Source organism: Rania fehmarnensis, assembly GCF_056494185.1.
This window is the reverse complement of sequence record NZ_CM151398.1, coordinates 6,603,977-6,628,708: the sequence shown is the minus strand read 5'-3', so window position 1 is coordinate 6,628,708 and position 24,732 is coordinate 6,603,977. Positions and strand designations below refer to the sequence as shown.

At 55.2% G+C, this 24,732-nt stretch carries 9 protein-coding genes; 2 read left to right on the top strand and 7 right to left on the bottom strand.

Features of this window, described 5'->3' with window-relative positions:
• Positions 1-96: 96 nt before the first annotated feature.
• The 3 genes from groL (SH573x_RS22575) to groL (SH573x_RS22565) all read right to left on the bottom strand — a co-directional run bounded on the left by groL (SH573x_RS22575) (position 97) and on the right by groL (SH573x_RS22565) (position 4,012).
• Positions 97-1,716, bottom strand: coding sequence for a chaperonin GroEL (gene groL, locus SH573x_RS22575; RefSeq protein WP_479350070.1), 1,620 nt, complete (start codon positions 1,714-1,716; stop codon positions 97-99).
• 161 nt (positions 1,717-1,877) lie between these two features.
• A complete protein-coding gene (locus SH573x_RS22570; protein ID WP_479350069.1) occupies positions 1,878-2,177 on the bottom strand; it encodes a co-chaperone GroES in 300 nt (99 codons plus the stop codon).
• A 128-nt stretch (positions 2,178-2,305) separates the two neighbouring features.
• Positions 2,306-4,012, bottom strand: a complete 1,707-nt coding sequence (groL, locus tag SH573x_RS22565; RefSeq protein WP_479350068.1) for a chaperonin GroEL — start codon at positions 4,010-4,012, stop codon at positions 2,306-2,308.
• 282 nt (positions 4,013-4,294) lie between these two features.
• Here groL (SH573x_RS22565) and SH573x_RS22560 point away from each other — a divergent pair, with 282 nt between their 5' ends.
• Complete coding sequence (locus SH573x_RS22560) at positions 4,295-4,450, top strand: hypothetical protein (protein WP_479350067.1); 156 nt, start codon at positions 4,295-4,297, stop codon at positions 4,448-4,450.
• An 85-nt stretch (positions 4,451-4,535) separates the two neighbouring features.
• Here the strand turns inward: SH573x_RS22560 and SH573x_RS22555 are convergent, their stop codons facing one another.
• The 4 genes from SH573x_RS22555 to SH573x_RS22540 form a co-directional block, all read right to left on the bottom strand.
• The gene (locus SH573x_RS22555; protein WP_479350066.1) at positions 4,536-5,639 is read right to left on the bottom strand and encodes a TIGR03009 domain-containing protein; all 1,104 of its coding nucleotides are present in this window, start codon (positions 5,637-5,639) and stop codon (positions 4,536-4,538) included.
• 1,414 nt (positions 5,640-7,053) lie between these two features.
• Positions 7,054-7,899 carry a hypothetical protein gene (locus SH573x_RS22550; protein WP_479350065.1) on the bottom strand — a complete coding sequence of 282 codons (846 nt, stop codon included), beginning with the start codon at positions 7,897-7,899 and terminating at the stop codon, positions 7,054-7,056.
• 976 nt (positions 7,900-8,875) lie between these two features.
• Entirely contained in the window at positions 8,876-12,490 is a 3,615-nt protein-coding gene (smc, locus tag SH573x_RS22545) for a chromosome segregation protein SMC (protein WP_479356794.1), read from the bottom strand.
• Between the two features lie 123 nt (positions 12,491-12,613).
• Positions 12,614-14,425: a HEAT repeat domain-containing protein gene (locus tag SH573x_RS22540; RefSeq protein ID WP_479350064.1), complete on the bottom strand. Its 1,812-nt coding sequence runs from the start codon at positions 14,423-14,425 to the stop codon at positions 12,614-12,616.
• A gap of 543 nt (positions 14,426-14,968) precedes the next feature.
• On the opposite strand from SH573x_RS22540, the gene SH573x_RS22535 reads away from it, so the two are divergent.
• Positions 14,969-24,592 carry an Ig-like domain-containing protein gene (locus tag SH573x_RS22535; protein ID WP_479350063.1) on the top strand — a complete coding sequence of 3,208 codons (9,624 nt, stop codon included), beginning with the start codon at positions 14,969-14,971 and terminating at the stop codon, positions 24,590-24,592.
• Positions 24,593-24,732: the final 140 nt, after the last annotated feature.

Genomic DNA, 24,732 nt, shown 5'->3' with positions numbered 1-24,732 from the left:
AAAAAAGCCACTTCCGTGAAGAAGTGGCCTTTCGGTAGATCTCAACTAAGCAGATATGAGTAGATCAACTGGGGCACGTTGGACAACGTGCGCACATTAGTTGATCGCGCCTTCTGCACGTCGCTTCTTCTTGTCATCCTTGTCAAAAGTCGTGACCAGGGCTTCGGTGGTCAGTAGCAGACCAGCGATACTGCTGGCGTTGGCCAGAGCCGTGCGTACAACTTTGACTGGGTCGATGATGCCGCTCTTGAGCATGTCAACATACTCGCCCTTGTTGGCATCGTAACCATGGGTCACCGGCTTTTGGCTGACTTCGTCAGCAACTACCGAGCCATCGATACCAGCGTTATCGGCGATTTGACGCAGCGGAGCCGACAGCGATTGCAGAATGATCTGGCAACCGATCTTCTCATCACCCTTGGCGTCGGACAGTGCCTTCTCGACTGCTTCTCGGCAACGCAGCAGAGCTACACCACCACCAGGCAAAATGCCTTCTTCCATCGCAGCGCGAGTTGCATGCAAAGCGTCTTCAACGCGAGCCTTCTTCTGCTTCATGTCGGCTTCGGTTTCAGCACCGACGCTGATCACAGCCACGCCACCGGCCAACTTGGCCAGGCGTTCTTGCAGTTTCTCGCGATCGTATTCGCTATCGGTTTGCTCGATTTGCGTACGGATCTGAGCCACGCGTGAATCGATCGTCTTGCGATCGCCAGCGCCTTCGACGATCGTCGTGTTATTCTTGTCAATCACGACCTTCTTGGCGCGGCCCAGGTGTTCCAGCGTGATCTTCTCTAGCTGAATACCCAGGTCATCGCTGATGAACGTGCCACCGGTCAAAGTGGCGATGTCAGCCATCATCGCTTTGCGACGATCGCCAAAGCCAGGAGCTTTAACCGCACAGACGTTCAACGTGCCACGCAGTTTGTTAACCACGAGCAATGTCAGCGCTTCTGCATCGACATCTTCAGCGATGATCAGCAGAGCACGACCGCTTTGGCTGGTCTTTTCCAGAATTGGAACCAGGTCGCGAATGTTGCTGACCTTCTTTTCATATAGCAAGATCAGCGCGTTATCAAACGTGCAGCTCATATCGGCTGGCGTGTTGATGAAGTACGGCGAGACGAAGCCTTTGTCGAACTGCATACCGTCGACATATTCAACGGTCGTGTCGGCTGTTTTGCCTTCTTCGACAGTGATGACGCCGTCTTTGCCGACCTTTTCGAGGGCTTCGGCCAGCAGCTTGCCAATCTTCATGTCGTTATTGGCGCTGATTGCGCCGACATGAGCCACTTGCTGTGCGTCGCTAACTGGCTTGCCCATGGCATGCAGTTGTTCAACCGCTGCGGCCACAGCCTTGTCGATACCACGGCGAATCGCAGTGGGATTGCTGCCGGCGACAATGTTGCGCAGACCCTCTTTGAAAATCGCACGCGCCAAAACGGTAGCGGTGGTGGTACCGTCACCGGCCAGGTCGCTGGTCTTCTGAGCGACTTCGACCACGAGCTTAGCGCCCATGTTTTCGAAGCGATCTTCTAGTTCGATTTCTTTGGCGACGGTTACACCGTCTTTGGTCACTGTCGGACCGCCAAAGCTCTTATCGATGATCACGTTGCGGCCGGTCGGACCCATGGTCACAGCCACGGCATCAGCCAGCTTCTCCACGCCTTGCAGCATGCGGGCGCGGGCGTGATCCTCAAACATCAATTGCTTTGCCACGCTTGTATTCCTTAACTGTTGTTTGTTGTGCTTGATTGTCTGGTGGTGCAGGCGGGCGACGCTTGTGGGTCACACGCCTGCGGCGTACGGGTAAATAATGGCTGGGCAACACAGGCTGGAAGCCTATGCCACATGCAGGCTGGAAGCCTATGCCACAGCGCTTAGGCTAGGACTTTGGCCAAGACGTCGCTTTCGCGGAGGATCTTGACATCTTGACCGTCGACTTCGACTTCGCTTCCGCCGTACTTGCCGTAGATCACTACGTCACCGACCGCGACGCTCAGCGTGCCGCGATTGCCGTTATCCAGCAGCTTGCCAGGACCGACAGCCAGGACGGTACCACGTTGTGGCTTTTCGCGAGCCGAATCGGGCAGCACGATACCGCCAGCGGTGGTCGATTCAGCATCAACAGGTTGAACAACAATACGATCATCGAGCGGACGAATCTTGATCTTAGCCATTGGTGTGAGTTCCTTATTAACTTTTTTGATTTGTTTTGTTTTGAACTGAATTGTGTATTTACGATTTCAAAATTGCGATTCCTAATTCGCGACTTGAAGATCGCGGTTTCAGAATCGCAACTTGCGAGTTACATCATGCCGCCCATGCCACCCATGCCGCCCATTCCTCCCATGCCGCCCATGTCCATGCCACCCATACCGCCACCGCCCATGCCGTGGTCGTGATGGTCATGTCCGCCGCCTTCTTCCTCTTCTTTAGGAATGTCGGCGATTAGCGATTCGGTGGTCAGCAGCAGGGAAGCCACGCTGGCTGCGTTTTGCAGAGCCGTGCGAACTACCTTGGCTGGGTCGATAATGCCGGCCTTGACCAGGTCGGTGTACTTGTCCGTGTTGGCATCGTAGCCTTCGGTCTTGACCTTTTGCTGACGAACGCGATTGACGACCACGGCGCCGTCGACGCCGGCGTTATTGGCAATGGCCCGCAGCGGATAATCCAGCACGTTGCGAATGATGTTGATGCCCATTTGCTCGTCGCCTTCCGACTTGAGCTTCTTGAGGGCATCTTCGCAGCGGAGCAGCGCTACACCACCACCGGGCACGATACCTTCTTGCAAGGCGGCTTGCGTTGCAGCCTTGGCATCGTCCAGCAGAGCTTTACGCTCTTTCATTTCGGTTTCAGTCGCAGCGCCGACGCTGATTTGAGCTACGCCACCGGCCAGTTTGGCCAGGCGTTCTTGCAGCTTTTCACGATCGTAATCGCTATCGGTGTTATCGATTTCGCGGCGAATCTGTTCGGCTCGACCAGCGATTGCATCTTTTTTACCAGCGCCACCGACAATGATCGTCTCTTCGCTGGTGATGCTGATCTTCTTGGCGCGACCCAGGTCGCTCAGCTTGACGCTTTCCAGATCGATGCCGAGATCCTTGAAGATCGCTTGACCGCCGGTCAGCGTAGCGATGTCACCCATGATGGCTTTGCGGCGATCGCCGTAGCCCGGTGCCTTCACCGCGGCCACGCTCAGAATGCCGCGCATCTTGTTGACCACCAACGTGGCCAGAGCTTCACCTTCGATATCTTCAGCTATTACCAGCAGAGGCTTCTTGGACTTGCTGATGGCTTCCAACAGCGGAATCATCTTCTTGTTGGTGCTGATCTTTTCTTCGTACAGCAGAATGTAGCAATCTTCCAGCTCAACCGACACGTTATCGGCATTGGTGACGAAGTGGGGCGAGAGGAAGCCGCGATCGAACTGCATGCCTTCTACCACATCGACCGTGGTTTCGCTGCTGCGACCTTCTTCGATCGTGATCACGCCGTCTTTGCCAACTTCCAAAAAGGCATTGGCCAGCACTTCACCGATTTCGGGATCGTTGTTGCCGGCGATCGTGGCAACTTGCTTGATTTCCTTCTTGTTCTTTTCGTCGATCTTGATCGACATTTTGACGATCTCTTGACCGACGGTATCCACGGCTTTGGCGATACCACGCGAGAGGGCCATCGGATCGGCACCGGCGGCGATCATTTTCAGACCTTCGCGGAAGATGGCTTCGGCCAAGACGGTTGCGGTTGTGGTGCCGTCGCCGGCGACGTCATTGGTCTTGCTGGCCGCTTCCTTGACGAGTTGAGCGCCAAGATTTTCGAACGGATCGTCCAGTTCGATGTCTTCAGCGACTGTTACGCCGTCCTTGGTGACTTTGGGCGAACCCCAGCCTTTATCCAGGACTGCATTGCGACCGCGGGGACCGAGCGTGCTGCGAACTGCACGCGCCAGCTTCGAGACGCCAGCCAACAACGGTTGGCGTGCCTCGTCATCAAACACCATTTGCTTTGCCACGTTTGAAGCTCCTCCAAGTTTCCCTTGTTTTCAGGTATCACTGTGCTTGATTAACACTGCGTTTGATCAACACTGTGCGGCGCCAGGGGTGGCACCGTGGGGAAACAACCAACCGCGGGAGACGGACTGGTTGTTTCCAAATGAATCACTAATGTGCGAACGGTTGGTTGGTGTAGGGTAGGTTCACAGGCCAAGCGGCCCGTGCCACACACAGGCCCAAAAGCCTATGCCACTTGTGCAACGCGCCCTTTATGGCAGGACGACTGCGGTGGCGGGCACGCTATGCAAGAGTTGTGCCATCATGTGGTCCGAACGACGCAAATGGAGACGCAAGTCTTTCGCAGCATTGAACTTGCGACGTTGAGAAATATGAGCACGCGCGTTGTGGTTCGCGTTATGACCGCAGGTGCCAAATTGGCGGAGACGCCGGCCAGCTGACCGGCCGCTGCGATGGGACTGGGCTAAAACGCAGAGAGCAGAGGTGTACCCCTGTGCTCTCCGTGCTGGCGATTTTGGAGTGGATCTACTTCAACACCGGTTGAGCCGCCGGAGGTGCTGCCACGCGTGGCTGTTTTGGATCAGGCTCGCCGTCAGCTTGATAAGGTTCGATGATGACTTTCCAGTCCTTCGGTGGATCGGCGGGGATAAACTCCTTCTGGAACAGGGCCGGCAGGATGTTCTTGGCATTTACCACGCGATTGGTGAAGTAATACACTTCGCGATGATCTGCCTCCGGTCGCCAATTCGGCAAGAAGACGAACATGGCCGCCGGCAGCCAGTCTCGCAGATCGATGACCACTTGGACCCGCTGATAGTTGGATGCGTCATCGGCTCGACGTGGATAAACCTCCAAGCGAATGAAGTTTGGCTCATTAGGTTGCGACGCCAAGGGCTTGATCCAATAGCGGGCCTCCATCTCGGCTTTCTTAACGCCGAAGACGAACGGTAGCGGGCTGAGGTGAATCGCGTTGCCGCGCATGTGAGGTGGCAACTGTTGCTTGGTGCACTTCTTTTCGTTTTGGTCCAGGATGTGAATGTACTGACCGTCGCAGATCCAGTATTCGCCAAACTGCTTCTGGGGGTTGGCGCCGTACTGCGGGTTTCCTTTGTCGTCGGCACCCTTGTAGTGCACGAGCTCCGTAACTTTGAAGAGGCCCTTATCGGGCTTCATGTATTTCAGCTCGCCTTTGGCTTGCGAGTTGGCGTGTTTAGCAACCAAAGCCGGTTCGAATTGGTGGCGAATGAAGTTGCATTGGAATTTCTCGATCTTGGCACTTTCGACTTCCCACCGGGTGAGCACTTCATTGATCCAGGCTTGCCACTGTGGATCCAGCGGTGGGAAAGGAGCGACCGGATTAACTCCGCCTCCGCCAAGGGCTTGCTGCTGCTGAGCCGCTTGTAGATTGGCCGCTTGCTCTGGCGTCAGCTGAACTTGTTGTGGCGCAGCGGCTTGAGCTCCACCCTGAGGTGCCGCAGTTTGTTGGGTTGCAGCTGGGTTTTGCCCTTGGCCGACTTGTGGTCGTTGAAGCTGAACCTGTTGAGCGCTGGCGATTTGCGCGACTGAAACGAGAGCCAGTGTGGCGCCGGCCCAGCGCAAAGGCTGGCAGTTGCGAACTGTTGATAGCATTGTGCATCTTCCTTGACGCGAAGTCGTGTCCGATCGACGGACCGAAAGTGTAGCAAGGGCGAGCAAATTACTGTAGGTCGATTTCTGGGAAATCACACTGAACCGCGTCCGAGGCTCTGGTTCCTACTCGTAGGAGTAGGAGTAGGAGTAGGAGTAGGAGAGTACGGTGTGTGTCCCCGGTTATGGATCCTCAACGTAATGCTAGCAACCACCCAGCCGTCGATTGGGGACAGACCATCGGTGATTGAACGTCGGTAATGATAGCTTTGGTCTCACCCTGGATCCGACGTGTGTCCCGTGTGTCCCCCCGGCCGCACCTGGGGACAGAGCACGGACGTTGGGTTCGTACTTCTGACAATTTCGAGTAGGAGTAGGAGTACGAGTAGGAGTACGAGAAGGAGTACGAGAAGGAGTACGAGAAGGAGTACGAGAAGGAGTACGAGAAGGAGTACGAGAAGGAGTACGAGAAGGAGTACGAGTAGGAGAGTACGAGAACTGGCGGTGTCTGTCCCCGGTTATGGATCCTCAACGTAATGCTAGCAACCACCCAGCCGTCGATTGGGGACAGACCATCGGTGATTGAACGTCGGTAATGATGGCTTTGGTCTCACCCTGGATCCGACGTGTGTCCCGTGTGTCCCCCCGGCCGCGCCTGGGGACAGAGCACGGACGGTGGGTTGGTACTCGTACTCGTGACACTTTCGAGTACGAGTAGGAGTACGAGTAGGAGTACGAGTACGAGCTTGCTGAGCGGCTGCGACAGTCTCGCTACTGTTGGCGCGGTGTCTGTCCCCGGCCATGACTACTTGTCCAATGCCGGCAACACGCCCAGCCGGCCAATTGGGGGACAGACCACCGGTATGTTCCTGGCAATCGTCTCCACCCCAGATCCGAGGTGTGTCCCCCGACAGCGCCCGGGGACAGAGCACGGGTAGGAGTGCGAGTAGGAGTACGAGTAGGAGTACGAGTACGAGCTTGCTGAGCGGCCGCGACATTCTCGCCACCGCTGCGCGGTGTGTGTCCCCGGCCATCACTCCTTGTCCAATGCCACCAACGCCAGCCGGCCAATTGGGGACAGACCACCGGTATGTTTCTGGTGATCGTCACCACCCGGATCCGATGTGTGTCCCCCGTCCGCACCTGGGGACAGAGCACGTGTAAGCCATCATCACTGCCCCCGAACCTACGTCCGTACTGCAAAACGGTGTTCGGCTCAGCAGGAGCATTCGCCCTCCTGAAGGCGAGCCCCCCGGGCAGGTGACAAACGAAGAAACAAAAAAAGGCGCCCTCTCGAAGTGAGAAGACGCCCGTGGTGGGGAGTCGCAGAATAACAATTGCGGTGAAGAAAAATCGCTCCTGACAAACCCCCGCCAAAAATCTCCAGTTGAACGCTCGTGAACTACTCGACGGCCACTTACTTGACCACTGCAGGGGCACTGGGTGCACCCGCGGTCGCCGTGGGCTCGGCTGCCACTGGGGCAGGAGCAGGCGGAGCTGGCGGAACCGGAGTCGCCGAGGCATCTCCGGAGGGCACAGTCGCCGCAGGGGCGTCTTGAGCTACCGGAGCGGCTTTGGGCAAACCAGTCGTATCGCCAGGCATCAACATGCCTTCGTAGTCCAAACACACTAGGAACCAGCGGGCTCGTGCATACTGCTGAGCCGTCACGGTATCAATGTTCTGCTTGAGTAGTCGTCGAGTATTCTCGACCATCTGATGCAGTTCGCGTTGCCAAGGGCTACCATCACCACTGTTCTCAGGTGTGCGGTTTGCCATCAGCTGGTCTATTCGCTTGCGAAACGGGGCATACGCTTCATCGCGAAGAATATGCGGCCACACTAGCTTGCCGGTAACCGGGTCGTATTCGTCAGCGCTTAATCGATCGGGCATGGCTGCCTTGTTGACGCGCTCAATCTGTTCTTTGGTTGGTGGATGGTCACCGTATCGCTCGAGGTACTGGCGAACCATTTCTTTGCGTTCCAGGAACACTTGCACATACAAGCGGCTGTTTTCCAACTGTCGACGGTAAGCTTCTTGAAAGTTCACCGCAGCCAACGAGTTGGTGTAGTTCATCTGCCCTTCCGCTTGAATGATGCTGGCAGCACCTCGCAGATAACCTTCTTCCAACGTGCTCGACTGGTGCTGATAACTCCAGTTGCTAATCGGCGCTACTGCCACACCATTCTGTTGAGCGGAACTGGTCTGGGCCGCAGCACTCACGGCCAGTGCGGCAATGGCTAAAGCTCTGTACCTCATCATCATGTCACTCCCCACATCCACTACGGCCAAGAACCCCAAGTCACTCGGCGGCTGCGTCGTTTCTCTTGTTGATGATGCCTTCCATATTCATCTTCTGTGCCAAAGCCGCCAGGAGCTGGATAAAATTTTGAAAACACTCATTTCTTGAGAGAAACTGAGCGCTTTCCCATTTCCTTTAAACACTTATTCGACAGAATCCGACCGAAATTGTTCGCTCAATTGAGACGAAGTGTCTCAATATTAGACGCGATCGTGTGCCAGATTTCTCTGTTTGGTCAGCCGGGCTAGGTTTTCGTTTAACCCGTAGCCGCCAGGCGAGGCGAACGAAGGCGTGCAGCTGATGGTGGCAAGTGATCGAATTAAGCACGCAGAAGTTCGACGCTAGCAGGATTGGGTTAGAGGGTGCTCCTCGCCTGACGACAAATCGTTTAACCCGTAGCCGCCAGGCGAGGTGAACGAAGGCGTGCAGCTGATGGTGGCAAGTGAGCGCTTTAAGCGCGCAGAAGTTCGACGCTAGCAGGCTTGGGTTAGAGGGTGCTCCTCACCTGACGACAAATCGTTTAACCCGTAGCCGCCAGGCAAGGCGAACGAAGGCGTGCAGCTGATGGTGGCAAGTGATCGCTTTAAGCACGCAGAAGTTCGACGCTAGCAGGATTGGGTTAGAGGGTGCTCCTCGCCTGACGACAAATCGTTTAACCCGTAGCCGCCAGGCGAGGCGAACGAAGGCGTGCAACTGATGGTGGCAAGTGATCGCTTTAAGCACGCAGAAGTTCGACGCTAGCAGGATTGGGTTAGAGGGTGCTCCTCGCCTGACGACAAATCGTTTAACACGTAGCCGCCAGGCGAGGTGAACCGGCTAACCAAACTCTCCATCCGAGCCGAACGGTTTAAGGTCGGTAGCGGAAGTGGTTAGAGGGTGCTCCTCGCCTGCGGCTACGGGTTAAACGAGGTCGCCAGGCAGCGGACTAAAAAACCCGTTTTAGGCGGCGCGGCGGGTTTCGGTGGAGAGAATCTTGCCGTCGTCGCTGACGTCTTCGAAACGCACTGAAACTTGTTTACTCACGCCCGATTCTTGCATGGTGACTCCGTACAGAGTGTCACCTGCGGTCATGGTCTTCTTGGAATGCGTCACCACGATGAACTTGGTAAAGTCCAAAAATTCGCTCAGTACGTTCACAAAGCGACCGATGTTGGCTTCATCAAACGGAGCATCCACTTCGTCCAGCACGCAGAATGGACTGGGACGAAATTCGAAGATCGCCAGCAGCAACGCAACGGCGGTCAGTGCCTTTTCACCACCGCTCAATAGCGAGTTGCTCAGTGCAGTCTTTCCGGGAGGCGTGGCGATAATGTCGACGCCGCACTCGAGCACATCTTCACCGGCCTCCAGCACGATATCGGCGCTACCTCCGCCGAACGATTTGCGATATAGCTTTTGAAAATTCGTGCGAATGACTTCTAGCGTTTCCAGGAACAAGCGACGACTATCGGCGTTGATCTTGTGAATGATGCGCTGCAACGATTCTTTGGCCGAGTTCAAATCTTCGTACTGGCCGTGCAAATGATCGTAGCGCGTTTGTAGTTCATCCAACTCAGCCAGGGCGGTCAAGTTCACTGCGCCCACCGAAGCGATGTCCTGTCGCAGTTGAGTCAACTCGGCGGCTAACTCTTTACGCTGCGCAGCGTCTTCGATCGTGCTGGCTGTTTGCAGTTCTTCCAAGCCGACCTGATAATCTTCCTGCAATCGCTTGAGCAAAGTAGCGATGGCTTCGGTGTTGCGCGTGAGCTCGGATTCGACATTTTGAAACTTGCCGATCAGTTTATCCAGCCCACGCTGTTCCGACTCGAACTGCTTGTGCAGGCTGGTCCGTTGGCTGCGCAAACTGGCCGCTTCCAAAGCTAACTGATCCAGGCTCGCTTGTTGCGACTCGCTAGCCAGGTAAGCCTCGGCTAGCTTACTGGTGATAGTCAGGATCTCCAGTTCGAACTGAACACGTCGTTGATGTAGTCGCTCGATTTCGCGACGAGCTTCTTCGACTGCTTGTTGTCGTTCTTGCTGATTGCGACGCAATTGATCCAAGGCAGCGCGACTGGCGTCATAACGCTGTTCAACGCGGGCCAGTTGAATGCGTCCGCTGGTCAGTTCTTCGGACAATGCTTGTAGACGAGCTTGTTCTTGACCATGGGTCCCGCGATCGCTCAGCAGCGTCGACTCGACCGAGGCGATTCTGGCTCCCAGCTGCGCCACTTCGGCTTGCCAGCGCAGCAGTTCAGGCTCGATCTCACCGCGGCGCTGAAGAGCCGCTTGCAGTTCTTGCGTGTGCCGACCGGTTTGCTGTTCCAGTTCATCCAACCGTCCGACTGCTTGTTGAGCTCGCACTTGTTGACGAGCAAAATCCTTGGTTAGTTCACGAACTTTCATTTCCAGTTCTTGAACCGCCGGCGCTAGCTGGCTAACTCGCAACTGCAGGCGCTGCACTTCCGCATGAGCCTGCGTGTGTTGATAAGTGTAGGTTTCAATCTCTTGTCGCGCGGCCACCATCTCACTGCGCCGCGAAACCACACCCGGCAAAGTTTGTGTGGCACCCAACGTCAATGAGATGTCGCCTTCGATCAGCTGGCAATCAGCTGTCACAAAACGCAAGCCGGCTCCGCGAAAGTGACCGAGTTCCAAGGCTGTACCCAAACTATCGACCAGCCACGTGGTTGCCAGCAAGTATCGATAGAGGCCACCCAGTTCATCTGAGAATTTGATCAAACGATCGGCGCGCCCGATGATGCCAGCCACACCATCCAACTGAATTCGTTCACCAAAGCGACGCTGAGGTAAGCGATCCAAACGCATGAGCGTAACGCGACCATCGATCTTCAGCACGTCGTCGCGAATCGCATCGACGATGGCGCCGTCGCTTAAGACGATAGCCTGTCCGGTTGGACCCAGCGCGGCATCGATCAAAGGGGCTAGATGCACGTCACACTCGAGCAACTCACCTACCAGGCCGCGCACCGAGTTCCACATGGGAGCGCCGGAATTGTCTTTGGCCAGTTGCAATAATTGCCGAGCTCCCGCATCGATACCTTCTTGATGTGCAACCAACGCTTCCAGGACCGAGAGGCGTTCGCGTGCACCTTCCAGACGTCCATTCAGCAAGGCTGCATCCTCTTGCCGTTTGGCCAGCAGGCTGCGGTTTTCTTCCAACTGCAATTGCTGAGCAGTTAACGATTCGGTGGCGGAGTTGGTATCGAGATGAATTTGCTTGAGCTGTGTGGCGGCTTGTTCGGCATGTCGCCGCGCTTGTTGTTCTGACCTGGACAGCGTCTGCAACTGGCTTTCATGTTCGGCGATACTCTTGGCCAATTCAGCCAATTGGTTTTCGACATGCGACTTCGAACTGCTGGCCTGGCTGACCTGTCGCAAGAGCACAATGTGCTCTTTGCGTAAGCGTTCGAGATTCTCTTCGCGATCGCGAACCGTGTCGCTTAGCGTTTGATGTTCGGCTAGAACTTTAGCAACTTGGGTCTTGGCAGCTTCGACGACGCTGGCGGAGGCAGCCACTTCGCTTTCCACCGACTCCAGTTCGTCCACTAGCGATTCGACTCGATTGCGCAGCGCAGCCAAACGCGAAGTCGCCCGCGTGACTTCGGCTTCGGTCTCGCTTAAGCGATCGCTCAGGTTGGCTTGATTGGATTGCATCACCGCGATTTCTTGCAGGATGCTCTGCAACTTTTCGTCGACGTCCTGACATTGTTGAGCTACGCGGTGCAATTGCACGTCCGCCGCTTGGGCTGACTGTTTGGCAGTTTCGACCGCTTGTTCTTTTTGCTCGCGCTGGCTGGTCAGCTGCGCTAGCTCCGTGGCCGCATCGTCTTTGCGTTGGATCAGTTCGCAGTACTCGGTCCAGCCCAACTGCAGACGCAATTGATGCACGCGTTCGGTCATCTCGCGATATGCCTGGGCCTTGCTGGCTTGACGCTTGAGCGATTCCAAACGTCCTTTGACTTCATCCACAATATCGCGCAAGCGTAACAGGTTCTGTTCGACGCGTTGGAGTCGGCGGAGAGCTTCAGTCTTTTTAACTTTGAAGCGACTGATACCGGCGGCTTCTTCGAAGATGATGCGCCGATCTTTGGGTGAGGCTTGCAGCATGCGATCGACTTTGCCTTGTTCGATCAAACTGTAAGCGTCGACCCCCACCCCGGTGCCGCGAAATAAATCTTTAATGTCTTTCAAGCGGCAGGGTTGGCCGTTGATCAGGTATTCACCTTCGCCACTACGATAGACGCGCCGCGTAACTTGCACTTCATCGGCGTCGCTGGGCAGTTTGCGAGTTTTATTGTCGAAGACCAACGTAGCTTCGGCCGAATTGGCCGGCTTGCGCCCGGTCGAAGCGGAGCCCTTGAAGATGACGTCGATCATGTCTTTGCCGCGCAGCGCCTTGGCGCTCTGGGCACCCAGTACCCATTTAATTGCGTCAACGACGTTCGACTTGCCAGAACCGTTAGGCCCGACCACGACGGTGATGCCGTCTGGGAAGTCGAATCGAGTTTTATCAGCAAAGCTTTTGAAGCCCTGCAGTTCAAGCGCTACAAGCATCGCGGGATTGGGGAGTTCAATAAAGTAGAGTTCGTAGCCGATCTCGCCAGAGATTGGATGATTTACGCTAACCGCAGCCGATCTCGCTAGAGATTGGATGAACAAACAATTTTTTACGGTTCCTTACTTGCTGCTAAACCAGGTCAGGGGGTTGACCCAACTGCGTTCGTTTTGAGCTTTCATCATTTCAGGTGGTGGAGAAATTTCGTTGGTTTGACTCAGTTTGTCGGTCTCTTCCAGATTCTGAGCATTCATATCGATGCCATCGCGATTGAATTTTCGGCCCGAAGTTGGGATCGGGTTCATAGCCACTTCGGCAGCCATGCATTTCTCAGCCCCGCACAAGCGAACGAAGTTCACCCAATCGCCGTAGGCCCCGCCAACTTGAGCGATGGCCTGCAAGAGGCTTCGCAAATCTGAGGGGCATTCGACGATACGATCCTCTTGATCGGGAGCCATATGGCTAACGGAAACCATGTTGGGACCGATCGATCGAAGCATGAGTCGGGGATTGATGTACAAATAAGCATCGATCTTGACTGGTGGGTTAGGGCCCAGGATCACGATCTCAGGAGAATTGTTTAGACCGACGACCACTGCGTTGGTACCGGTAGTGGGAATCTCGAGAATCGATCCCACTTTATCGACTTGCTCGCCTTGCAGAATCGGCAGTTGACGATCGTATTGACGCAGTGCCAATAGAGCTCCATAGCGAGTTTCCAAATCGGGTGCGTTTAGCAATTCTTGCAGCGCATCGCCCGAATGAAAACTCTCGATAATGGTCAAGGCATTCAAGCACATCGCTCGGAACGCAGGTTCGATCGAGGCTAAGTCTTTCAAGACCGGAATCGCCCTGGGATCGTTCAGGTAGCCCAGCGCGTGGGCAGCATAGAAGCGAACTTCTTTGTCTGGATGATTCAGTCCAGCGGCCAGCAGCGGGATCGCTTCTTTGCCGACGGCCTCCAGTTGATAAGCGGCGCGCCGGGCAGTGGTTGGCTCCAACAATTCCAGGCGGCATTGTTCCAACCTGGCTGTTCGTTCTTCGGCCGATTCGGCCACGCCGATATGCTGCACTACGTTGGCAAAGTGATCTGGATCTTGTCGATAGCGTGGCGGGACGGTCAGCTCGATATGAGTTTTAACGCGAGGTTTGGCCACTCCAACTTGACCGGTGCCATCAAAGACGGTGAAGCGTTTATTGATGGGTGGCAAGACGGTGGCCATCGTCACAGCGTGCGCAAACTTTTCGTCGATCGCCAATTCGATGGTGCGCGAGATGATCAGTTCCGCTCCACCAACCACCATGGCGCGCGTTTGGGCTTCGACGGTTTCTTCGCCAGTGATTTGTTGTTGAGTAACCAATGGTCCTTGGGCCATAGCCACGCCAAAGCTTTCGCGAATAGCCCCACCCAGCGGACTCATCTCGACCAGTTCGGTGGCCATCAGCCAACCGCTTTGCAGATTAGTGGCCTCGGCATGTTTGGAGAGTGTAACCAGCACGTTCAGCCGATCGCGTGTGCGACCAGCTGGCGGAACTACAACTTGAGCCACGACCATGGCTGTGCCCGGATCATCCATGATCTGGTTGGGATTGGGTACCCCTTTGCGGCGCATCAAGTCTAACAGTCGATCGCGTTGACCACTGTTTTCAGCCGTTCCACCAGTCCCTGGCAGCCCGGTGACCAAAGCCACGTTTTCCACTCTCAGCAAAGTGATGATTTTACGCGAGATTTCCTGCAACGTGCGCGGACGTTCGGCGCTATTCCAGAGCTTCTTGATATCGTCGCGTTCTTTTTGGTACTGCGGATCGAGGTCCTGGTCCTCTTCGTTGCGAAACGAAGCGCAGCCTCCAATGGAGATTGCCAACATTGCGGCTAGCAGGCGGCGCATATGGGCGCGCCGGCTCAAGTTCGTGTATTTGTCGCCCGTTGCCATCCCAGCATCCTTGCTTGTCAGCAGCCAAAGCCTACGAAGTTCCGTGGAGGACAGTAGCGTTTCCACCGTCCGCGGGTCAATAGCGACCGTCAGCTCCCTCAAGGTTGTAGAGCGGCTGTCCCCAGCCGCTCAGCACCCTCTAACTGAATTCTCTACCGACCACGTGCCCCCGGGAGGGCGAACGCCCTCCCTGCCAAACACCGCCCTGAGGTACGGACAAAGTCCCGGGGACCCAAGCGCCCGGCACCATCCAACGTTGATTCTTCCATCACCACCTCCCCCGGATCTATGTCCGTCCTGCATGGCGGTGTTTGGCTCAGCAGGAGCCTTCGCCCTCCCTACACCGCCCTGATGTACGGACAAAGTCCCGGGGACCCACTCGGCGGGCGCAATCGCTATCACGGAAATGCGGTGAGCAGCTGCGGACAGCTGCTCTACAACGCGAAGGCTTGAGAGAGGTGACTTGCCGCAACTCGCTCCGTGGGCTGGCGCATGGTAAACTTGCTGCCCACTTGATTGCTGGCACTTCTTGGAGAGACTTCTGTGACGTCATTTCGCTTGCCTCGGCGGCGCCGCCGGTCCAAATTCAGCCGTCGCCTTTTAGTCGAGCAACTTGACTGCCGCCGCATGCTGGATGGCAATTCATTGACGGCCGAAGCTTCGCCGACCAACTTTTTCGAAAACGCTGGCAGGCAAGCTGCTGTGGTGTGGATCAATTGGGAATCCAACCCGGGTCGAATCTTCTTTGAGTCCAGTGATCCCACGGAACTAGAGGTTCAGGATTTTGTATTTGCCAATCCAGGCGAGCATCGCGCCGGGATTTATGTGGGCGCCGTTGACGATGCGCTCATCGATGGGTCGCAAACTGTGGTCCTAACCATCACAGCCGAAGGATTTGTAGGGACCTCAGTAACCTTTCGCGTAGATGATGATGAATCGCCACCCTCAGAATTATTGCGATGGCACAATCCTCTCTCGGAACTGGATGTCAACGACGATTTATTTACTACGCCACTCGATGCATTACTCATCATTAATTCGATCAATCGGGATGGTTCACGCAAACTTGACACGCCTTACGACAACAATGCCGCAACTGCTACCTACTTCGATACCAACGACGATGAGTCGATTTCTCCCATCGATGCGCTGCTGGTTATCAATCGCTTGAACACACCGCAGCCTGAACCGCTATTGGATGTGCGATTGGCTAACGACACTGGGGCTAGCTCTACCGACCGATTGACCAATGAGCCGGGGTTGAGCTTCAACACGATTGCCGATGCTGATCGTGTTCGCGTGCGATTCAATCGTGGTCCGGTCGCGACGCTGACTCCCAACGAGCAAGGCACCTACTTTGTATCCCCTTCATCAACGTTGGGGTTGTCGGACGGCCCAGTGCGCGGTGCAGTCGCTGTCACCGCCTTGGATGGGCGTACGGTGGTACGACAAGTGTTGTTTACGCTTGATCGTACAGCTCCTGAGATTACCTTGGATCTGGCGCAATCATCCGATACGGGTGCGTCGGGTGACTACGCGACTTCCTATGGTACGGTCACATTGGTCGGCCAGACCGAAGGTCTGGCAAACGTAAGCGTATTCGATCAAGCGATCGAGCATCTGGCTTCTCAGGTCGGATTGGTCCATATACCCAGTGTCAAATTGAGTGTCGGTGGCAATTCGCTGCCGGTGACGGTGACCGACAGGGCGGGAAATCGCCGCTCTACGACACTGGATGTCACTCGACTGACGACGGCGACGGAAGTAAATCCAGCACTCTATTGGAATGCTCAGACGTTGGAAGCAATTCGCAAGGATGCGACACCTGCTCCCGTGGCATCCAGTATCCTAGCGCTCACTCACCTGGCGATGGTCGATGTTGTCAATGCTCTAGAAGGGATCTCGACCTGGCAGGTGCCTCGGCAGACTCTTGAGACACCGCTGCCAAGCGCTGCCCTGCCCACAGTGGCCGTAGCCGCTGCAGTGCATCGAGTGTTGAGCACGCTTCTGCCGGCACAAGCTAGTTGGCTGGATGTTCGTCTGAATGAAGTGCTCGCCGCATTCGACGATAGCGCCGTCAAAACACAGAATATTCAATATGGTCGGGGGGTGGCCAGTAGCATCGTCGCGCTCGCCGATATTGATGCCTGGAACGCCATGACCGTTTATGAATCTGGCGCTAGCGTCGGGCAATGGCAAGCCACTGCGCCAACTTTCGAGGTCGCGGTTTTGCCGGATTGGGGCAATCAAACAACTTTCAGTGGCATTGAGCTGGAGACTGATGCGCTGGCGCCGGTACCACCGGCGCTTGATAGCGCAGCGTATGCGGCGGCCTATAACGAGGTGAAGTCATTGGGCAGTGGCACTAGCACTGCCCGCACCGCAGACCAGACTCAAATTGCGAGATTCTGGGCCGACGGTGCGGGATCGTCGACCCCCGCCGGACATTGGAATGAAATCGCGGCTTCGATTGCTGAAGTGCAAGAGTTGAGCCTAACTGAAGCAGCGCGATTGTTCGCAACGCTGAACGTCACGCTGGCGGATATTGCGGTGGCCACTTGGAAGGTTAAGTATGCCTACGATACCTGGCGTCCGATCACGGCGATCGCCAATGCCAGCGACGACAACAACTCAGCGACGACGGCCGAAAGCAATTGGACGCCGCTGCTGATAACACCAGCCCATCCGGAATACGTTTCAGGGCACAGCGCTTACAGTGGTGGGGCTGCCAATGTCCTGGCCGATTACTTTGGCGATTCGACTTCGTTTACCACCACGAGCGAAGGTTTGCCAGGAGTCCAGAGATCTTATACATCGTTCAGCCAGGCGGCCCAGGAAGCTGGGCAAAGTCGTATCTTTGGTGGCATCCATTTCCAGTTCTCTAATGAGCAGGGACGGCAATTGGGGCAGTCCACTGCAGATTTGATCGGTGCGCAGCTAAGTTCTAATGTCGATGTGCGCGGGCCTCGAATATTCTTACCAGAACGCGGAAAGGTGTTTGCCAGTACGGATAAAGTTCTAAGTGGATGGGTTCTGGATGATTTGGTGGGCGTGGCGAGTCTGGCAGCCACGCTTGACGGCGGCGATCCGCAACCCATTTCGATGGACGCAAATGGTGCTTTTAATTTTACGCTCCATTCGTTAGCCAGCGATTCGGGAATAATTCTGTCCGACGGCGCACATGCCATTGAGTTAACAGCCAAGGATTATTTGGGGCAATCTTCTGCGTCGACGGTTTTCCGTTGGCTTCTGGATAGCGTAGCGCCAACACTGACACTGGTATCACCCGTGCCCGATGCGGCAATTACCACTGGCGATTTGCTTAGTGGCTATGTTGATGCTACGGGAACGTCGATTGTTAGTTTGGAATACAGTTGGGGAAATGCTCCTGGACAATCTTTGCCGATCAATCGCGACTCAGGTCGCTTTGAATTGGAGCTTGATCTTTCGAATTTACCCTCAGGCCCACAAGTGTTGACGGTTCGGACAACGGATCAGTCAGGTCGTACCACTGCGTTGACCCGTAACGTGGTGATCGGAAACCAAACGCTAAAGCTGGCGGCTCACAGCCCGCTTGACGGTGACACCGACGTAGGCATTACCTTTCGTCCACAAGTAGTTTTTTCTCGTCCGGTGCGGCCTGAGTCGATAAGCAGTGCTAATTTTTATGCATTGGATGCCAGTGGCACCGTGATTCCAGCAACGGTAGTGGCGGCTCCTGAAGGTCGTATGGCTTGGCTGTTCTTCTCTGAGCCACTTCCCAGTGGTTCGATCATCACGATCGTTGTCAAAGGAGACACGATTCTGGCTGCGGACGGCCTGCAACTGGATGTCGACAACGATGGGCAAATGGGAGGGAGTTATAGGTTTAGCTTCTCAACTGTCAGTGCGGACGCTGTGCCCGGTACTTCGATTCGCGGACGTGTCTTTGATCCAGGTGCGGATCTAAGGCCGATGACCTACGATGATTTTCGCGCTGGACCTGACGGGATCGTTTTTACTCCCGACGATTTGTTTCAGCTTCCGATAGCTGGGGTGAAGGTCTTCGTTTTGGGCATGGAGCATCAATCGGTCACCACGGATGCGGCGGGCAACTTTTATCTGCCTGAAGTTCCGTCCGGCAATGTCAAGTTGGCTATCGATGGCCGCACAGCCACAACTGCGCCCGCAGGTGTGTACTTCCCTGAAATGGTCATGGACTTAGATATATTGCCCGGCCAAGAGAATACGGTTATGGGCAGCATGTCCGAACGCGCGCAGCGCGAAGTCTACCAGGCACGCACCGAGGTTTACCTGCCGCGCGTGGCAACCAGTATCCTCAAACCAGTGAGCGATTCGGTCGCCACTAAGATTACAGCGGATGCCAGCAGTGCACCGAATCTGACTCCTAATCAACGTGATACCGTTCAATTAAATGTGCCGGCTGGTAGCGCGATAGGTGAAGATGGCAGACCACTGTCAAACGCGCAAGTCGGGCTCAGTACGGTGCCAGCCGAGCTGGTTCGCGATATGCTTCCCCCCGGCGTTTTACAGCATACATTGGACGTGACGATTCAATCTCCCGGCACGGCTGTGTTCGCCCGTCCATTGCAGTTGACTTTACCTAATGTGTTCAATGCGGCACCAGGTACAAAACTCAACTTCTTGAGCTTTGATCATACGACAGGCCGCTTAGTGATCGAAGGAACTGCGACGGTCTCCGCCGATGGGCGCTCGGTCACCACGGATAACGGTACAGGTATTACGAAGCCCGGCTGGCATGGTATGACTAGTGCGGGCAGTCCCGGTGGTGGACGGATAGGTAAACCGTGCGATCAGGCCGACGGCATACCGCAATCGAAGAAGATTTTGGACGCAGCGGCCGACGCGACCTTCGCATCCTTTGGTGTCGCCAACACGATAAAAGACGCTATTGTAGACTTTGGAGAGTTTGTTGGTGCGAACCTGGATGATGTCACTACCGGCGGTTTCCTCGGTAAGCTGGGTAGCGCGTTTGGTACGATCTTCGATATTGTCGGCATCTATGACATCGTCAGTAACGTCAAAAAAGCCTTTGACCCAAGTAAGCCGAAAGACCAAGCCAAAGCAATTGTATCACTGGCAACCGACCTGATACCTTTCAAGCGCATCGCCATGCTGGGCAAAGTACTCTTGGCGATCAGTGACTTCAACGAAGGTCGCGAGGACCTCGAAAAAGCCAGAGATGCGCTGCGTGCAGCTCGCGAGTCCAAGCCGTGCCGGCCGAACTATCCACCTGACATCACTGGCTTGTTCGATCGAGCCGCCGATAGTATCGACAATCTTGTCAACGAAACCTCACGCATCGAAAGCCCACTGCGGCAATTGCTGCGAGACTTTGAACGTTTGGCTGGGCCTCAAAGCAAACTCGATCCCGATGCGCCGAATTTTGGTTTGACGCCCGAGGAAAAAGCAGAGCTGATCGACGCGGCCGATGACATGAATCAGTCGGCCACCGAAATTACGCAGACACCCTCTAACGATACCGGTTTTGATGGTGTGGCCGATGACATCAACGACGTAGTCGAAGCCGTGACACAGCCTTCGCCACCAATGGGTCGTGCACCCGATGAAGGCTCAAATGATCCAGATGGATCTGATCCCAATTCACCTGCGACCTGTCCACTGTACTGGGCGGCCGAGATAGGTGGAACGGTGCTGCGTGGCCGCGTGGCTCGATCGGACACGATCGAAATATTCTCGGCGGCGCGAAGCTTTATTCGGGTGTTCGTCTACGATCCAGTTACGAACCAGGTTGGACAAAAGACCGCGCTCTCATCTGCTGCCGGCGCACGCACGGACATTGGCGTCATACCCCTCAGGTCCGTCGAAGGTCTGTTTGATGGCGATGGTGATCGATTGGTCGATGTGGCGGAATTCGCAGTGGGCACTTCTGCGCGCTTGACCGATACAGACAAGGATGGCCTGAGCGACTTTACAGAACTGAGCCTCTGTCAAGATCCGCTCAGCGGTATCGTCGCCACCACTGGTATTGTGGCTCGCGCGTCGATGTCAGGTACCGCGGAAGCAATTGAACTCGGTACGTTGGGTAATCGCACATTGGCGGCAGTTGCGACGGGCTCGTATGGTCTGGCGTTGCTGGATGTTTCCGATCCTCTGCGTCCCATTACTTTGAGCCAATTGAATCTGAATGGAAATGCCGTCGACATTGCTCTGGATAGCCCCACGAGTACCGTTCTAGTTGCAACCGAGGCCGGTGGGCTGCAGTGGGTCGACGTTAGTTCCCCAACCAAGCCTAAACTCATTCGAACTATAGCAGGGGCAGCGTCTGAGGTCGAAGTCGGCGCGGGCATCGTTTACGCAGCCTTCGGCAACCAACTTCGCAGCTATGAACTGCGCACTGGAGAGTTGATCGACAGTCTCGCTATGACGACCGACATCGCCGGTTTGGGGCGCGTCGATGACCTCGTGGTAACAACGACTACTTCGCAGCTCTTGCAGGTAACCAAGTCGGACTATGGCTCGTTGAGCACAACGGGATCGCTAAACCTTCCTGCTTATGGCAGTTTGTTTGTGGCCGATGATCTGGTCTATGTCGCGACTGAGGGAAGTCAGCCAGGCGGCTTTATGACTGTCAATATCTCAAGTCCCAATGCACCAACGTTGGTAAGTGGTATCGATGCCAACAGCCTGGCCGGCAGGCAATTGGTTCTGGCAAGTTCGCGCTTGGCTGTGTCTGTGGGCAGCCCCGCTGACCTAGGTAATATGCTGCAGACCATCAATGTTGCGGACCCAACCGATACGTCAAAGTTTGTTTCTCAAGTCAACTTGCCTGCGGACCCACGTGGGGTAGCCATTGGTAATGGTTTGGCCTTCGTGGCCGATGGCGTGCGAGGACTGGTGACAGTCAATTTCGCTGCACGCGATCTCGGAGTAACTGCCCCCACCATTCTTATGACCGATGCCATTACGGATTTGCTTCCCAGCGTAAATGGAATTCAGATCGCGGCTGGTCAACCCTTGCACGTTCGACCCAGCGTACGTGACGATGTGCAGGTTCGTCGCGTGGAACTGATCGTCGATGGTCAATCACTACATACGAGCCTCGCGTATCCCTTTGAGTTGAGTGCCAGTTTGCCTGTCACTACGACTTCAGCCAACGTGCAGGTTCGCGCCACGGACATGTCTGGAAATCAGAGCATTACTCCGGTGACAAGTGTGAGTGTCGTCGCCGACAATCAAGCACCAATAATTACTCGAATTACTCCTTCCTCCGCCTCGATACTGTACGCAGTTTCTGGAGTAACGACTGTTCGAGTCGAGTTTTCCGAACCGATGGCTGAGTCCTCCTGGCAATCCGGCTTTTTCGGACTGGTCAATCAAAGTGGTGGACAGATCTTGAGGCCAACGTCAGTGACGCCGAAAGAACTTCAACGTACAGTCGAGCTGACCTTTGCGACACCTCCTGCCGGTCAGTACAACGTGACGATCGATGGCGCTGGGGTAACGGATTCTGCGGGCGTTGCCTTAGCGGGAACCAATCCTCGGACCAGCCTGACCTTCGGCACTTCGCGTGATCCTGGTAGTACCTATGCCACCGCGCTACCGCTGGGAAGATTGGATGGCAGTTATGTTTGGAGCGATTCATTGACATCGTCGACGGACGTTACCGATGTACTGAGCTTCAGTTTGGATTCACCTCGATTATTGACTGCTGCCGTTTCTGGATTGACGCGGGGCGTGACCTACGAATTGATTCGAGACTTGAATGGCAACGGTCAACGAGACAACAACGAAGTCTATTTCGCCCGGTTTACAGGGAGTGGAGGTTCCGATTCGGAAGAGTTGTTGCCCGGCAGTTACTTCCTGGTACTCACGCTCGATGGCAACGGAGTAAGCACTAACTATAAACTGGAGCTCAGCGTGGGCGACGTGCTTCCTAGCAACGTTTCAGACCCTGGTCCATCGCTGGCCACCGCCCATGCCTTCGGCAATTTGAACGTTTCGAAGACCGCTTCGGATATCGTCATGGCCGGTGTTGATGAAATCGATACTTATTCCTTTACGCTTGAAGCGACACGCGACGTAGCGTTCAGTCTATCGGGGCTGACAGCATTCACTTCTTATGAAGTCATCCGCGATCTCGATGGCGACGGGCAGCGTGATGGCAATGAAGTCTACAGTGGTCGAGGCGGAGGTGGCACGCTAACTTCGTCGAAAAAGCTGACACCTGGCACCTACTTCGTTATCGTCAATCTCTCCGATGCTGGTGACAGCAGCCCGTACACGCTGTCGATTACCCCCGGCGCTTTAGTCCCGCTATTGAGCACAGATCCCGGTAACACGTTGGCCACCGCAACGAGTCTAGGCGCTTTGACGCAAACACGCACGGCGACCGACTTCCTGATGGCGGGTATTGATAACGTCGATACGTTTTCCTTTACGCTGGGTGAAACACGCGAAGTAACCTTTAGTCTATCGGGACTGGAGACATTCACGAACTATGAAGTGATTCGTGATCTGGATAATGATGGGCAGCGTGACGGTAACGAAGTCTACAGTGGTCGCGGAGGAGGTGGCACGCTGACCAGTGTCAAGAAGCTAACGCCGGGTACCTACTTTGTGAAGATCGACTTCTCAGACTCGGGTGTGAGCACACCTTATACACTGTCGATTACCCCGGGCACTTTGGTTCCGCTATTGAGCACCGATCCCGGTAGCACGTTGGCCACCGCGACGAGTCTGGGGGCTTTGACGCAACCACGCACAGCCGCCGACTTCCTGATGGCGGGCATTGATAACGTAGATACATTTTCATTTACGCTGGGTGAGACGCGCGAAGTGACTTTTAGTCTATCGGGACTGGAGACGTTCACGAACTATGAAGTGATTCGTGATCTGGATAATGATGGGCAGCGTGACGGTAACGAAGTCTACAGTGGTCGCGGAGGAGGTGGCACGCTGACCAGTGTCAAGAAGCTAACGCCGGGTACCTACTTTGTGAAGATCGACTTCTCAGACTCGGGTGTGAGCACACCTTATACACTGTCGATTACCCCGGGCACTTTGGTTCCGCTATTGAGCACAGATCCCGGTAGCACGTTGGCCACCGCGACTAGTTTGGGCGGCCTGACACAGACACGCACGGCGACCGACTTCCTGATGGCGGGTATTGATAACGTCGATACATTTTCATTTACGCTGGGCGAGACGCGCGAAGTGACCTTTAGTCTATCGGGACTGGAGACATTCACGAACTATGAAGTGATTCGCGATCTAGATAATGATGGGCAGCGCGACGGTAACGAAGTCTACAGTGGTCGCGGGGGAGGTGGCACGCTGACCAGTGTCAAGAAGCTAACTCCCGGTACCTACTTTGTAAAAATCGACTTCTCAGACTCGGGTGTGAGCACACCTTATACGCTGTCGATTACCCCGGGCGCTCTAGTCCCGCTATTGAGCACAGATCCTGGTAACACTTTGGCCACTGCAACGAGTCTGGGCGCTTTGACGCAAACACGCACAGCCGCCGACTTTCTGATGGCGGGCATTGATAACATAGATACATTTTCCTTTACACTGGGTGAGACTCGCGAAGTAACCTTTAGTCTATCGGGACTGGAGACGTTCACTGCTTTTGAGGTCATTCGCGATATCGACGGCGATGGGGTGCGGGACGGAGACGAAGTTTACGCTAGTCGTGGAGGAGGCGGTACGCAGACGACGTCCAAAGCACTTTTGCCAGGCACCTATTTCGTCATAGTCAACTTTTCCGATCAGGGAGTTAGCACGTCTTATGAACTGAGCGTGGTGCCTGGAACCTTGATTGAAGTTCAAAGCCCAGATCCTGGAAGTACCATGTCAACAGCGAGAAGTCTTGGCGTTTTGACTACGCCAAGTATATCTTCTGATATTTTGATGAGCCGATTGGATCAAACAGATGTCTATAGTTTCCAGCTGCAGACACAGCGAACTGTCAATGTGAAGGTTGACGGATTGAGCGCTGGTGTGTCAGTCGAGCTGATCCACGACGCCAACGGCAATGGAATAAAGGATGCAGGCGAAGTCGTGCACAATGTCTTTGGTGGGCTTATTGAGTTTAGTCGAGAACTGGCCAACGGCGTGTATTTCGTCTTCATAACGCTCGACGGCAATGGTAACTCGACTCCGTATCGCCTAACACTTTAGCCCCCAATTGTCGACCGGTTAGCGGTTTCATTTTCACAACGCGGAGACCCTCACGGCTGGCACGATCGCCATCACGGACATGCGGTCGGAAGAAACTCTGGTTAGAGGGTGCTGAGCAGCTGAGGACAGCTGCTCGACAG

What these genes read in the sequence shown, in the direction of transcription:
- SH573x_RS22570 (WP_479350069.1), bottom strand. Translation starts at nt 2,177, where the DNA reads ATGGCTAAGATCAAGATTCGTCCGCTCGATGATCGTATTGTTGTTCAA.
- SH573x_RS22560 (WP_479350067.1), top strand. Translation starts at nt 4,295, where the DNA reads ATGCAAGAGTTGTGCCATCATGTGGTCCGAACGACGCAAATGGAGACG.
- SH573x_RS22540 (WP_479350064.1), bottom strand. Translation starts at nt 14,425, where the DNA reads ATGGCAACGGGCGACAAATACACGAACTTGAGCCGGCGCGCCCATATG.
- smc (WP_479356794.1), bottom strand. Translation starts at nt 12,490, where the DNA reads ATGCTTGTAGCGCTTGAACTGCAGGGCTTCAAAAGCTTTGCTGATAAA.
- SH573x_RS22555 (WP_479350066.1), bottom strand. Translation starts at nt 5,639, where the DNA reads ATGCTATCAACAGTTCGCAACTGCCAGCCTTTGCGCTGGGCCGGCGCC.
- SH573x_RS22550 (WP_479350065.1), bottom strand. Translation starts at nt 7,899, where the DNA reads ATGATGATGAGGTACAGAGCTTTAGCCATTGCCGCACTGGCCGTGAGT.